Genomic DNA, 13,876 nt, shown 5'->3' with positions numbered 1-13,876 from the left:
GCCCAACAGGATGGTGTTGGGCACCAGCGGGCCCATGCCGTAGGTCTCGACCAAGCGTTGGGCGCCGGCGAACGGATCGGGGGCGCTGACCAAGCGCACCAGGGCGCGAACGCCGCGCCGCTCCAGATAATCGCGGATCGTTTGCTCTAACGCTGCCTGCTGTTCGGTATCCCGCGAGCCGCTGGGCAGCACGCTCGAGATGGTGATCAGGCCGCGGTTGTGCGTGAGCGCATCCGCCAGCTCGATTAGCGACCAGCGCTTGGTGGGCGCTCCCGAGAGCACCAGGATGTTGGGGCGCCAGTTTTTGGCATCGTCAATGCGCTCGATGCGATAGATGCCCATGCGCAGCAGCGCCATCCACACCCCGCGGCGGACATCGCCCCAGGCCACTTGCAGCTCGCGCCGCTGCAGCCAGATGTAGATGCCGGCCACAAAGGCGGCGGCAGTCGCGGTTGCCGCGGCGTCAATCGAGAGCATGGCCGCCAGGCAACTGATCGCGCCCAGCGCCGACAGCGACCAGTGCACGCGGAAGGTGGGCCGAAATGAGGGGCTCTGCAGGAATCCCTCCAAGCCCGCTGCGACGTTCAGCACCAAGTACGTGGTCAAAAAAAACATCGTCAGCACGGGCGCGATCAGATTCAAATTGCCCAGGCTGACGGCCGCCGCAACCAACACCAACGTGACAGCCGTACTGCGGCGCGGTTCGTCTCGGGGGCCGCTGCCTTTGCCCAAAGCCTGCATCCAGCGCGGCAGAACCCCATCCCGCGCCAGGGCTTGCAGCACTCGCGGCGCGCCCAGGAGGCTGCCGATGGCACTGCTGAGGGTGGCGCCCCACACCCCCAGCAAAATGGCCGGTCCCCACAGCGCGATCTCCCGCATGATCAGCGGCTCGCTGATGAGGGTACTGGCATCGGCGCGCCGCGCCAGCAACACCGGCAGCAGCATGTAGATGGCGTAGCCGGTGCCCACCGCCGCCAGCGTTCCCAACGGAATGGCGCGGCTGGGTTGGCGCAGCTCGCCCGACATGTTGATGCTGGCCATGATGCCCGTTACGGCCGGGAAAAACACGGCAAAGACCTTCCCAAAGGGCGCCGCTTGCTCTGAGCTCGAGCCCCAAAGCTCGATTTGAGTGGGCTCGAGCGGGCCGCCCAAGGCCAACGACAGCAGCTACAGCACGATCGCCGCCATGACCGCGTACTGCGCCCGGGTGGCGGCATTGGCTGAGGTCAGGGCCAAACTGGCAACCAGGCCGGTGGCTGCCAGCCCGACATAGCGCGGCTCGAGCGCTTCCCAGGTGATGGTGATGCTCTCGGCAAAGCCCACCAGGTAGAGGGCCACTGACAGGGCCTGGGCAAAATACAGCGGGATGCCCACAGCTCCCCCAGTCTCGATGCCCAGCGAGCGGCTGATCATGTAGTAGGCACCGCCGCCGCGGACGACGCGATCGGTGGCGATCACGCAGACGGACAGCGCCGTCAGAAACGTGATGGCGGTTGCCAGGGTCACCACCGCCAAGCTGCCCAGCAACCCCACATTGCCCACTACCCAGCCCAAGCGCAGGTACATCAAAACGCCCAGGATGGTCAGGACCGAGGGCGTATAGACTCCCCCAAAGGTCCCTAAGCCAGCACCGCTGGCCGGGATAGCTTGCGGGCGATCGCTTGCCGAGCGGCGGGAGGGCAAGGCCACGGCACTCGAGCTCGCTTGTGGATAACGCGCACCCGACCCTAACGCAGTTACGCCGGCAGCGAGCGCGCTAGGGCTCAGCTGGGTTGGGCGGTTCCTGGTTGGGGGCCGGCTCGGTCTCCTGCTCTAGCAGCGGTTGCAGCTGCTCCAGCGACCGGATGATAGGCGGCGTATCGCTCTGCTGCTTTGCCTGCTCGGGTTCAAACAGCGCTGTGAGAGCCTCGGGCAGGGTTTCGGCCATGGCGATGCGGTTGCGATAGACCAAAATGACCCGCGCCAGGGTGGGCAAGCCGTTTTGGGTAGCCCGTAGGTACACCGGCTCGACGTACAGCAGCGAGCGCTCGATGGGGACGACGAGCAAGTTGCCCATGAGCGCGCGCGAGCCCTGGCGGTTCCAGAGCGAAATTTGCTGGGAGATGACCGGATCCTGGTTGATGAGGGCCTCGATTTGCTCGGGTCCGTAGACCAGCTCCTGCTTGGGGAACTCGTAGAGTAGCTGCTCGCCGTAGTGGCGGCCGTCCGAGCGGGCGGCCAACCAGCCGATGAGATTGTCGCGATCGGCGGGCGTGTAGGGATGGAGCAGCACGAACTCCTCCGAGCGCGCTTGGGGCAGCTTCATGGTCAGATAGTAGGGGGCCACCGGCCGCGACTCGCCGCCAACCGTTTCCTGCGGGATCTGCCACTGGTCCTCGCGGTTGTAGAACACGCGCGGCTCGGTCATGTGGTAGGACAGCAGCTGCTGGGATTGCGCCCGAAACAAATCCAGCGGGTAGCGGATGTGGCGCTGCAGCGCAGCGGGCATGGCCTCCAGCGGACGGAACAGATCGGGGAAAACCCGGCGCCAGGTCCGAATGATGGGGTCCTGGGGATCGGCCACGTAAAAGCGAACGTCGCCGTTATAGGCATCAATCGCCACCTTGACGGAGTTGCGGATGTAGTTGAACTCGCGCTCGCCGGGCTCGGCGTAGGGGTAGCGCTCGCTGGTGGTGTAAGCATCGATCAGCCAGTAGAGGTGGCTGTCGCCCTCACCTTTATCCGTCCGTGCTGTTACCAGGTAAGGATCTCCGTCGTAGCGCAGGAATGGGGCAATGGCGCGCACCCGCCGCTCAATGTCGCGCCGGAACAGCACCCGGGTCTCGGCGGTCAGGTTCCCCGAAAATAGCAAGCGCCAATCTTTGAGGTAATCGACCAAAAGCAGCTGCTGCAAAGGGGCCTCAAGGCCGATGCCGCCGCTGCCGCTGTAGGTGTTGCGGGCGTTGGCCTCACCGCGCGGGAAATCCAGCTCCGGCAGTTGGGTAGGGGTCAGGATGTAGCGATCGCTGAGCTCCCCGTAATAGATGCGCGGGTTGCTGGTGGGAATGCTGTCGCGAATGGCTTCGCTGGAGGCGCGCAGCTGCCCGGGTCGCTCGGCGGTGGGCCCCGAACCGATGTCCCGGACGTAGTATTGGGGGAGGCCGCCCTCGCGCGCTTCGTTGACGGGCGAGAGGGTAAAGCCGTAGCCGTGGGTGTAGACCAGGTGCCGGTTGACCCAAGTGCGCGCGCTGGGCGGCACGGCGTCAAAGTCCAGCTCGCGCGCCGAAATGATGGTTTGCTGCTGTTGGGTCTGGCGCGAGGCCGGTGCCGGGTTGGCTTGCGGCTTGCCAAAGACCGAGGTCTGCTGCTGGGGCACGCGCAGTGTGTAGCGATCGATATCGGCATCGAGAAAGCGATAGTAAGGGCGGAACTCCTGCAGCTGGCGGTTGGTTTGCAGGATGGGACCAACATCCCAAAGGCGAATGTTGCGAACGGTTTGCTCGTTGGCGCGAATGGCTTGGGCGTTGAGCTCGCCGCGCGGGTCAAACGGGCGAGCATTGATGTCGTCCAGATCGAAGGCCGAGCGCGTTGCATCGATGTTGCGCGCTAGGTAGGGCCGCTCGAGCTCGAACTCGCTGGGCTGGACCACCGCTCGCTGAACCAGCGGCCCGAGCGCGTGGCCGGTGATCGCAGCCAGCAAATAGGCACCAACGCCCATCCAGGCCAATCGGCGAATGCGGCGGCTGGGCTGCGTCCGCACCGTGCCCCGCAGCAACAACCAGGCGCCGAGCGCCGCCGCCCCCAAGCTCAGTCCGGTCTCGAGCGGCAGTTGCACGTGCAGGTCGGTGTAGCTGGCCCCATAGGCAACGCCGCGCTCGGAGTAGAGCAGGCCATAGCGCGCTAGCCCGTGCCGCAAAGCCAGCGCCAGCACGGCTACCCCACCCAAAAGCGAGAGGTGGCGCAATTGCGGCGCTGAGAATCCCGGAAATTGGCCGCGCGTCAGGCTGCCGCCCGAGAGCAAATACAGCAAGCTGACGGCCAACAGGCCCAAGCCCAGCACGCTGCTGAGCCCAAAATCGAGCAACTCGGCTAGCGGCAGGCGAAAGATGTAGAAGCTGAGATCGCGGCCAAAAACCGGATCGCTGCGCTCGAAAGCCGTCGGTTGCAGGGCCAGCAGCACTCGCGACCAGTGGCTCGATAGGATAAAGCCCAAAAGCAGCGACAGGGCGGCGGCAGCGCCGCGCAGCGCGCCCAGCGGCCGCCACAGCACCAGCACCGCAATAGTCACGCCGGCACCGGCTCGTCCTAGGGCATTGGATTCGAGGGGGGGCTGGCCCCAAGCGCCCAATGCATCCGGGCCTAGGGGCGCGGGCAGCGGTGGCTGCAGGCTAGGCGGCGGGTTGCGGCCGCCCAGGGCCAGTACCCAATCGGGCGACCATTGGTTGAGCGCAACCTGGCCGCAATACAGCAACAGTAAGCTAACGGCCGCACTGCCGCCCACTGCCAGTGCCAGTAGGGCCCGAAACGGTAGCGAGCGCGAAGCGGCTAGCGAATGGTGCAGCGAGCCATCCGACTGCCGTTCCGGCGGTTTGCGGTAGCGCAAGCGCTCGGCCAGCTGCAAGTTGCCCAGCAAAAACGCGGCCGAGCCACCTGTCGCGATCGCCCACAACAGCGATTGGACGGCCAAGCGCTGGCTGAAGGCGCTGGTGTATCCCAGCGCCGCGAACCACCGAAACTCGGCATTCAGGCTAGCGGCAAGCTCGAATGCCAAGCCGCCGAGCAGCAGCACGGCAGCAATCCATCCCCAGCGGTTGCGGTGCAGTCGCGGCATGTCGGCATCGAAACAGGCCGCTGGTTGCCCAGCGGCCGCCCCAGTCGGGCCATTAGCGTGCTTTTAGTCTAGCTAACGCCCGATATCGAGGTTGAACAGCAGCTCCAGCGATTCCATGGTCCGGCGCCGGCGATCGCCATCCTGCTGGCCGCGCAGCTCCACCATGGGATCGTGCAAGATCTTATTGACAATGCCGCGCGTTAGCGCCTCGATCACCTCTTGGTGCTTGTCGGCGAACTCGGTCCCTAGGCGCGAGAGGGCCTTCTCGAGCTCCTGCTCGCGGATGCCTTCTACTTTGTCGCGCAGGCTGCTGATGGTGGGGACGGTCTCGAGCGAGCGCCACCAGATGTCAAAAGACAGGACCTCTTCATCCAGCAGGGTCTCGGCCTCCTGGGCCATCTGGCGTCGGCTGGCACTGTTCTGCGAGACCACCTCCTTGAGATCGTCGACGTTGTAGGCCTGGATCTGGTCGAGCTTGTCCGCATCAGCCGCCACGTTGCGCGGCACGGCAATGTCAAACAGCATCAGCGCGTCCTCGGGGGCCAACTGCGACTCGAGCTTGGCGCGATCGAGGATGGGATCGTTCGCGGCAGTACTGGTAAAGACCAGATCCGAGCTGGCAACCGCATCCACCAGCTGCGAGAGCGGGTAGACCGACAGCTCGGCTTGGGGAAACTCGTTTGCCAGCTTTTGGGCGCGCTGCTGCGAGCGATTGACAATGGCAATGTTTTGAGCCCCTTTGGCCAGCAGGTGCTTGACCACCAAACGCGACATTGTGCCGGCCCCAACGGCCGTAATGCGGCAATCGGCGAGGTTGGTAGCTTTGCGCTGCGCCAGCTCGACTGCCGCCGAGCTGATTGACATGGCGCCGCTGCCAATGTCGGTCTCGCTGCGAACGCGCTTGCCGGCGGTCGTGGCGTGCTTGAACAGGCGATCCAGAATGCGGCCGATCCCGTTGCTTTTCTGATTGAGCTTGTGGGTGTGCTTAACCTGGGACAGGATTTGACCTTCGCCCAAAACCAGGCTGTCGAGGCCGGCAGCCACCCGCATTAAGTGCCGGGTGGCATCTTGGTGCAGCAGCACGAACAGGTGCCGGCGCAGCTGGGTTTGGTCCCAGCCACTGCGCTCGCCAAGAAACTGGGTTACCTCGCGCACGCCCTGTTCGGTATCGGAGGCGACAAAGTAGATCTCCATGCGGTTGCAGGTACTGAGGATGGCAGCTTCCTCCACATGGGGGTAGCTGCACAACTGCGCCAGGGGAGCTTCCAGTTCGCTATCCGATACGCTCAGCGTCTCGCGGACTTCGACCGGCGCGGTTTTGTGGCTGAGTCCGACGACTGCAATATACATGTGTTCTCCCCAACGCTTACCGCTTGCGCACTGCCTGGCGAGTGCGCCTACCGTCAAAGGTGTTTTTCATCCAAAACGCGTGCATCCGCCTCAGTAACTGCAATTTAGACGCCAGCTGCCGCGCGTACAACCCGCACGAAAACAAAATTTATCTAGCAGATGTCCCCGAGCGAGCGCCCAAGCGCCCGCTCGGGGACAATCGCGCAGCCAGCTCAGACGAGCGCTAGCGGTCCAGCCACTTGTAGCTGCCCGTTAGGTGGCGGGTGTCGGTAAAGCGGGCAGTCTGCGATTGCGTCGAGATGACCAAGTTCTCGGTGCGCATGCCGCCGGGGAAAAAGCGCACGCCGTCCATCAGCTCGCCAGGGGTGATGCCGCAGGCCGCAAAGAGGACGTTGTCGCCGCGGGCAAGCTCCTCTGCCTTATAGGGCTGGTCCGGATCCTGCACCCCCATCTGTTGCAGGCGCTGGCGGTTCTCTTCTTTGCTGTTGCCAATGAGCCCGGTTTTGACCACAGCCGGGTCGTAGACGAGCTGCCCTTGGAAGTGGCCGCCCAGGCAGCGCATGGCAGCGGCCGTGATCACACCTTCTGGGGCGGCGCCAATGCCCATTAGGGCGTGAACGCTGCTGCCGGCAAAGGCGCAAGCCAACGCGGCCGAGATGTCGCCTTCGTCAATGAGCCGGACCCGGGCGCCGGCTTGGCGAATTTCGGCAATCAGGTTGTCGTGGCGGGAGCGGTTCATCACCGCAACGACGATGTCCTCAACGGCCAGATCCAGGCAGCCGGCCAGGGTCTTAAGATTGTCCTGGATGGAGTTGCGGATATCGAGCTTGCCGCGCGCGGCAGGCGGTGCCGCTAGCTTGTCCATGTAGATATCGGGGGCTTGCACCAAGTTGCCGCGCTCTGCGATCGCCAAAACCGCCATGGAGCCGTTTTGGCCTTGGGCAACCAGGCTGGTGCCCTCGCAGGGATCCACAGCGATGTCGATCTCGGGCAGCCCGGGCGTGCCGCCACCGGCTTGGGTCCCTTTGCCCACTTCTTCGCCGATGTAGAGCATGGGGGCATCATCGCGCTCGCCCTCGCCAATGACGATCCGACCATGCATGGAAGCTTCGTTCAGGCGCGCGCGCATGGCTTCAACTGCCGCTTGGTCGGCTTGGTTTTTCTCGCCTTTGCCCGTCCACTTCGCCGAAGCGATCGCGGCTCGCTCCACGGCTTCAATAACGTCTAGACCCAGCGTCTGTTCCACAGAAATCCCTCCAACGGCTTGCTGCCACCAGATGTAACGCCACGAGTCTATCAAAGAGCCCTACCGGCTCTGTGGGAGGCGCCAAGCCCCCGCCAGCAGCCATTGGAACGAGCGCCGAATCGGCGTTTAGTCTGGAAGAAAACCGAGACGCACAGGGCTTGCCATGATCCCGTTGCTGCGCGCGCTGTTCGCTCGGCGTGCCGAGCCACCCCCGGCCGAGGTGGAAATCTACACCTGGCAAATGTGCCCGTTTTGCTGGCGGGCCAAGCTGCTGCTGGGCTGGAAGGGCGTTCGCGCCACCGAGTACAAAATTGACGGCGACGAGCGGGCCCGAACCCGCATGGCCGAGCGCGCCGGCGGACGCCGCACCCTGCCACAAATCTTTGTCAACGGGCAAGCCATTGGCGGTTGTGACGAGCTCTATACGCTCAACGGACGCGGGCAGCTCGATGGGTTGCTGGCTCAGCCGCCCTCGGCGCCGCCTGTATGAGCCAACTGCCCGATCGCGAGGCTTACGCCCGCCACTGCCAGTGGATGGCGCAGGCCCTAGAGTGCGCCCGCGCCGCTGGCGAAGCGGGAGAAGTCCCAGTAGGGGCGATTGTGGTTGATGCCAGCGGGACCCCTCTAGCCCGGGCAGGCAACCGCAAAGAACGCGATCACGACCCCACGGCCCACGCCGAGGTCCTTGCCATCCGCGCTGCCAGCCAGCACCAGTCCAGCTGGCGCCTGGTGGGATGTTCGCTCTACGTCACGCTCGAGCCCTGTCCCATGTGCGCTGGCGCCATCATCCAAGCGCGCCTGGCACGATTGGTCTACGGTGCTGACGATCCCAGCACGGGGGCAATCCGAACGGCCATCAACCTGCCCGACAGTGCCGCTTCCCAGCACAACCTTGCCGTTGTCAGCGGCATCTGCGAAACTGCCAGTCGCGATCGCTTGCAAGCTTGGTTTGCCCAAAAGGGCCGCGGGTCGGTTTGATCTGTTTTGAGTTCCCATGCCCCAGCAACCCGCCACCGCTCGCTCCTACATCGATCCGCGGCTCGCTTGCGCGCTCTATCCGCTGGGGCAGTACGTCGTTCTGCCGCTTTATTTCGGCCGGATCGCAGTCCAGGGCCGCTCCCATATCCCGCGCTCGGGCCCCCTTATTTTGGCGCCCACGCACCGCTCGCGTTGGGATGCGTTAATGGTGCCCTATGCAGCCGGCCGCCTGGCCGCAGGGCGGGACTTGCGCTTTATGGTTACCGCCGATGAAATGCAGGGCATCCAAGGATGGGCGATCCGGCGCTTGGGCGGTTTCCCCGTCAATCAGCAACATCCGGACTCGGGCAGCCTGCGCTACAGCATCGAGCTGCTGTGCCAGGGCTGCGCGCTGGTCATTTTCCCCGAAGGCGGTATCGAGCGCAGTGGCGCGGTTGCGCCGCTGATGTCGGGCCTGGGACGGGTAGCGCTGCACGTCCAAGCTCGCCTCACCCAGGGCAGCGTTTGGGTGCTGCCCATGGGCATCCGCTATGCGCGCGCGTACCCGCGCTGGGGCTGCAACGCGACCGTTCGCATCGGCAAGCCGCTGGAGGCCAGTCATTACCACCGGGGATCGCTCAAGCAAGGCGCCCGGCAGCTCACCCAGGATCTGTCAGCGGCCCTAGAGGCGCTCGCAGCGGCGCAAGTTCCAGCCACTTCCCCGTCGCCAGCAGCGTCGAGTTCCGATTAGCGGCCGATCCCCCCGTGCGACAATTCAGAAAACGTAAGCGAGCGGGAGCAGAGACCGTGAAACCGATCTCCATCGTTGGCTCGACGGGCTCCATCGGTACCCAAACCCTGGATATTGTCGCTCAGTACCCGGAGCGCTTTCGCGTGGTGGGCCTGGCTGCCGGTCGCAATGTCGAGCGCCTGGCCCAGCAAATCCGGCAGTTCCAGCCCGAAATTGCCGCGACGGCCGAGGAAAGCAAGCGCCCCGAACTGGAAGCGGCGATCGCGGATCTGGAGCACCCCCCCAAGCTCCTGGCCGGCAAGGACGCAGCAGCCGAGGTAGCCCGCTACGGGGATGCCCAGAGCGTAGTGACCGGCATTGTGGGCTGTGCCGGGTTGCTGCCGACCTTGGCTGCCATCGAGGCGGGCAAAGACATCACTTTTACCAACAAAGAAACCCTGATCGCCGGCGGCCCAGTCGTGCTGCCGCGCGCGCAGCAGTCCGGCTCGCGCCTGCTCCCGGCAGACTCGGAACACTCGGCCATCTTTCAGTGCCTGCAGGGCACCCCCAATGGCAGCCTCAGGCGCATCCAGCTCACGGCCTCAGGCGGCGCATTCCGCGACTGGCCGGCCGAGCAACTAGGGAACGTTACGCCTAAAGATGCGCTGCAGCATCCCAACTGGACGATGGGCGACAAAATCACCGTCGACTCGGCGACGCTCATGAACAAGGGCCTGGAGGTCATTGAAGCCCACTACTTGTTTGGGGTGCCCTACGATCGCATCGATGCCATCGTCCATCCGGAGAGCATCATCCACTCGCTCATCGAGCTGCAAGATACCTCCGTGCTGGCCCAGCTGGGCTGGCCGGACATGCGGCTGCCGCTGCTGTACGCGCTGTCGTGGCCGCAGCGCTTTCCCACCAATTGGGAACCGCTGGATCTCATCAAGCTGGAGACGCTGACCTTCCGCTCCCCCGATCAGGCAAAATACCCCTGCCTGGAGCTGGCCTACGCGGCCGGCCGGGAAGGCGGACTGATGCCGGCCGTTCTCAATGCGGCTAACGAGCGGGCTGTCGAGCTATTCCTGCAGCGCCAGATCGGTTTTTTGGATCTGCCGCGCCTGCTAGAGGCGGTCTGCAATCGCTACTGCAGGCACAACACCAGCGCGCCATCGCTCGATGCCATTCTCACCGCCGATCACGAGGCGCGCGAGCTGGCCCAACAGATCGGCGGGCAGTGGGCGCGCGGTGATCGCACCCTATCGCTTCGCTAAACAAGGGCCGTGCCCGGCAATCTCATCACCCTAATTGCCGCCATCGCGATCGTGGCGCTGGTCGCAACGCTCCTGATGCGCGCCGTCAAAACCAGTGCCGCTACCGCGCTCAAAATTGCCGCCATCGTTTTGGTACTGCAGCTGGGGTTCTTGATCGGACCGGAGGCAATTTGGCTGCAGATCCGGGAGCTGCTGCAGCTCGCGCGCGACGGGCTGAGCGAGCTCGGCCCTGGCTGGTGGCAGTAGCCCGCGCTGCTGCCCCTTGCAAGCTAGAATTATTAAGCCATTTATAGAGCCGGTCCGTCCTAGGGCACCCACGAGCTATGACAGCCTCCATCCGCAATCTGGCCATCATTGCCCACGTCGATCACGGCAAAACCACCCTGATCGACGCGATGCTGCAACAGTCGGGCATTTTCCGCAGCGGCGAAGACGTTCCCGACTGCGTCATGGACTCCAATGCCCTGGAGCGGGAGCGCGGCATTACCATCCTGTCCAAAAACACGGCCATTCGCTATCAAGACATTCTCATCAATATCGTCGATACGCCGGGCCACGCCGACTTTGGCGGTGAAGTCGAGCGCGTGCTGGGCATGGTGGATGGCTGCTTGCTGCTAGTCGATGCCACCGAAGGCCCCATGCCCCAAACGCGCTTTGTGCTCAAAAAAGCGCTGGAGAAAGGGCTGCGCCCCATCGTGGTCGTCAACAAAATCGACCGGCCCCAAGCCGATCCCGACGGCGCCATCGACCGGGTGCTGGATTTGTTCATCGATTTGGGGGCCGATGAGGACCAGTGCGAGTTTCCCTACTTGTTCGCCTCAGCCGTTGAAGGGGTTGCCAAATCGGACCCCAATGCCAGCGGCGACAGCATGCAGCCGCTGTTTGAGACTCTGGTCCACCAGCTGCCGCCCCCGGCAGGCGATCCCCAGGCACCGCTGCAGCTGCAAGTCACCACGCTGGAGTACTCCGACTACCTGGGCCGTATTGCCATCGGCAAGGTTCACAACGGCCGCATCCAGGCCGGCCAGCAAGCGGCCGTCATCAAAACCAACGGTGAGCTCGAGCGCCACAAAATCACCAAGCTCATGGGCTTTGAAGGGCTCAACAAAGTCGAGCTGGAAGCCGCCGAGGCGGGCAGTATCGTTGCCGTAGCTGGCCTAGGCGATATCAACATTGGCGAGACGATCGCGGCCCCTGACGAGCCGCAGGCGCTGCCGCTCATTAGCGTGGATGAGCCCACCCTGCAAATGACCTTTGCCATCAACGACTCGCCTTTTGCCGGACAGGAAGGGACCTACGTTACCTCGCGGCAGCTACGCGATCGCCTGTATAAAGAGATGGAGACCAACGTGGCGCTGCGCGTCAGCGAAACCGATTCGACCGATCGGTTCGATGTGGCCGGTCGCGGCGAGCTCCACCTGGGCATTTTGATCGAAAACATGCGCCGCGAAGGCTACGAGTTCCAGGTCTCGCAGCCCAAGGTGATCTATCGCGAGGTCAACGGCCAGCCGTGCGAACCCTACGAGTACTTGGTTCTGGATGTCCCCGAAGACACAGTGGGCAGCTGCATCGAGCGCGTGGGCGAGCGCCAGGGCCAGATGCAAGACATGCAGGCCGGCGAGAACGGGCGCACCCAACTCGAGTTCGTGCTCCCAGCCCGCGGCTTGGTAGGCTTTCGCGGCGAGTTCCTGCGCCTGACCCGCGGCGAGGGCATTATGAGCCACAGCTTTTTGGACTACCGCCCGCTGGCCGGCGAGTTTGAGACCCGGCACAACGGCGTGCTGGTGGCCCAGGAAGAAGGCACCTCAACCTTCTACGCCCTCAAAAAAGCCGAAGAGCGCGGCACCTTTTTCATTGGGCCAGGCACGCGCGTCTACAAGGGCATGATCGTGGGCGAGACCAACCATCCCAAGGATGTTGAACTCAACATCTGCAAGGCCAAGCAGCTCACCAACCATCGCGCCTCGGCAGGGGAGGTCCTGGAGCAGCTGCAACCGCCCCAGGAGATGACCCTAGAGCGGGCGCTAGAGTACATCAACCCGGACGAACGGGTGGAGGTCACGCCCCAATCCATCCGCCTGCGCAAGGCGACTGCCAAGGTCGCCAAGCGCTAGCCGGCCGGCGGGCATGAGCGTTCGCATTGGCAACGGCTACGACAGCCACCGCCTGGTCGCCGGGCGGCCGCTGATTCTGGGTGGCGTCGAGATTGCTACCGATTTGGGGTTGCTGGGTCACAGCGATGGGGACGCCCTCATCCATGCCCTCATGGATGCCCTGTTGGGGGCGCTGGCCCTAGGCGACATTGGGGACTACTTTCCCTCTAGCGACCCCAACTGGCAGGACGCTAACAGTCTGACCCTACTCGCCCGCATCGATCGCGAGGTGCGCGCGCGCGGCTGGCGCATCGGCAATCTCGATGCCACCCTCGTGGCCGAGCGGCCCAAACTGGGACCGCATCTACCCACCATGCGTGATCGCCTGAGCCAGCAGCTCGGCATCGGGCGCGATCACGTCAGCGTCAAAGCCACTACCAACGACAAACTCGGGCACTTAGGCCGCGGCGAGGGCATCTGCGCCCATGCGGTAGCGCTGCTTGTGGCCGCCGAGGGGGATCGGCCCTAGCGGGCCATCTACCTGCCGGTGATCGTCGAGCGGGCCCCTGTGGGAACGCTCGCCGCCAGAAGGCAGGCAAAGCCAGCGTGGCCGATCGAGCGAGCGAGACAGCGCCTCCCATCCAGGTCAGCGGGCTGTGCAAGGTGTACCGCAGCGGGTTCTGGCTGCAGCGCAAGCAACGCCCGCTGCGCAACTGCACCCTGTCCGTGCACGCCGGCGAAACCTTCGGGTTGTTGGGGCCCAACGGCTCCGGCAAAACCACCTTGCTCAAGATCCTGCTGGGCCTGATACCAATCCTCGTAGTTTATGCACTAGATCGCGATCCCCGAAACTCCCTCAATATAAGAGTCATGTTCTTTGGTGGGCGTGCATCTGCTGCTCAAATTGGTATCAGGCATCGCACGTTGCCGCGCTGCTCGAGCAAGTGGGGCTGGCGCGCGCGACGGCGCGCCGCCAACCGTTGCGCCAGTACTCCAAGGGCATGCTGCAGCGTGCGGGCATGGCGCACGCCCTGGTCAGCGATCCGGCGCTGGTGCTGCTGGATGAACCCATGTCGGGCCTCGACCCGCTAGGCCGCGCCCAGATCCGCGAGATCGTGCAGGCGCTGCAGCAGCAAGGCAAAACGATTTGCCTCAATGCCAACGCCCTGAGCGAGGTGGAGCAGCTCTGCGATCACGTCGCCATTTTGGCCCAAGGCGAACTCCTTTGCGTCGGAACGCTCTCGGATTTATACCAATTCTCGTGGCTTGTGCACTAGATTTTAACCTCCAAAACTCCCTCAATATGGGAGTCATATTCTTTGGAAAGCGTGCATCCACTGCTCAAATTGGTATGAATCCGCTCCCCCACGCCGATGCTGCCGCCGACCGGTCAGCGGAACCAGCGCGCATGCGCGC

12 protein-coding genes and 1 pseudogene (1 of these 13 cut by a window edge) are annotated in these 13,876 nt (G+C 64.1%); 9 read left to right on the top strand and 4 right to left on the bottom strand.

The annotated features are described in order from the left end of the window. From BRC58_01580 to glpX, 4 genes and pseudogenes are all read right to left on the bottom strand, one after another. Window positions 1-1,566, bottom strand: a pseudogene (locus BRC58_01580) (Na-K-Cl cotransporter); it reaches 430 nt to the left of the window's first position. A 190-nt stretch (window positions 1,567-1,756) separates the two neighbouring features. Continuing rightward, the gene (locus BRC58_01575; GenBank protein ID PSP19162.1) at window positions 1,757-4,810 is read right to left on the bottom strand and encodes a hypothetical protein; all 3,054 of its coding nucleotides are present in this window, start codon (window positions 4,808-4,810) and stop codon (window positions 1,757-1,759) included. A 72-nt stretch (window positions 4,811-4,882) separates the two neighbouring features. Then, window positions 4,883-6,160 (bottom strand): glutamyl-tRNA reductase, encoded by a 1,278-nt coding sequence (locus BRC58_01570; protein ID PSP19161.1) that lies wholly within the window; start codon window positions 6,158-6,160, stop codon window positions 4,883-4,885. A 223-nt stretch (window positions 6,161-6,383) separates the two neighbouring features. After that, a complete protein-coding gene (gene glpX, locus BRC58_01565; protein ID PSP19160.1) occupies window positions 6,384-7,406 on the bottom strand; it encodes a fructose-bisphosphatase class II in 1,023 nt (340 codons plus the stop codon). 163 nt (window positions 7,407-7,569) lie between these two features. Here glpX and grxC point away from each other — a divergent pair, with 163 nt between their 5' ends. From grxC to BRC58_01520, 9 genes are all read left to right on the top strand, one after another. Next, window positions 7,570-7,896, top strand: a complete 327-nt coding sequence (grxC, locus tag BRC58_01560; GenBank protein PSP19159.1) for a glutaredoxin 3 — start codon at window positions 7,570-7,572, stop codon at window positions 7,894-7,896. Continuing rightward, window positions 7,893-8,384 (top strand): tRNA-specific adenosine deaminase, encoded by a 492-nt coding sequence (locus tag BRC58_01555; GenBank protein ID PSP19158.1) that lies wholly within the window; start codon window positions 7,893-7,895, stop codon window positions 8,382-8,384. The genes grxC and BRC58_01555 overlap by 4 nt, the downstream gene beginning before the upstream one ends. 16 nt (window positions 8,385-8,400) lie before the next feature. Beyond that, entirely contained in the window at window positions 8,401-9,114 is a 714-nt protein-coding gene (locus tag BRC58_01550) for a 1-acyl-sn-glycerol-3-phosphate acyltransferase (GenBank protein ID PSP19157.1), read from the top strand. Window positions 9,115-9,170: 56 nt separating this feature from the next. Next, the gene (locus BRC58_01545) at window positions 9,171-10,367 is read left to right on the top strand and encodes a 1-deoxy-D-xylulose-5-phosphate reductoisomerase (protein PSP19156.1); all 1,197 of its coding nucleotides are present in this window, start codon (window positions 9,171-9,173) and stop codon (window positions 10,365-10,367) included. Window positions 10,368-10,376: 9 nt separating this feature from the next. After that, window positions 10,377-10,613 carry a hypothetical protein gene (locus tag BRC58_01540; GenBank protein PSP19155.1) on the top strand — a complete coding sequence of 79 codons (237 nt, stop codon included), beginning with the start codon at window positions 10,377-10,379 and terminating at the stop codon, window positions 10,611-10,613. 77 nt (window positions 10,614-10,690) lie between these two features. Next, on the top strand, window positions 10,691-12,481 hold the full coding sequence (gene typA, locus BRC58_01535; protein ID PSP19154.1) for a translational GTPase TypA: 1,791 nt from the start codon (window positions 10,691-10,693) through the stop codon (window positions 12,479-12,481). Between the two features lie 13 nt (window positions 12,482-12,494). Next, window positions 12,495-12,989 carry a 2-C-methyl-D-erythritol 2,4-cyclodiphosphate synthase gene (locus BRC58_01530; GenBank protein PSP19153.1) on the top strand — a complete coding sequence of 165 codons (495 nt, stop codon included), beginning with the start codon at window positions 12,495-12,497 and terminating at the stop codon, window positions 12,987-12,989. 77 nt (window positions 12,990-13,066) lie between these two features. Then, window positions 13,067-13,552 (top strand): hypothetical protein, encoded by a 486-nt coding sequence (locus tag BRC58_01525; GenBank protein PSP19152.1) that lies wholly within the window; start codon window positions 13,067-13,069, stop codon window positions 13,550-13,552. After that, entirely contained in the window at window positions 13,531-13,737 is a 207-nt protein-coding gene (locus BRC58_01520; protein PSP19151.1) for a hypothetical protein, read from the top strand. Before BRC58_01525 ends, BRC58_01520 begins: the two co-directional genes overlap by 22 nt. Window positions 13,738-13,876 lie beyond the last annotated feature (139 nt).

The sequence above is a fragment of the Cyanobacteria bacterium QS_8_64_29 genome (genome assembly GCA_003022125.1).
Classification (GTDB): Bacteria; Cyanobacteriota; Cyanobacteriia; order Cyanobacteriales; family Rubidibacteraceae; genus QS-8-64-29.
This window is presented reverse-complemented; position numbering and strand designations above follow the sequence as displayed.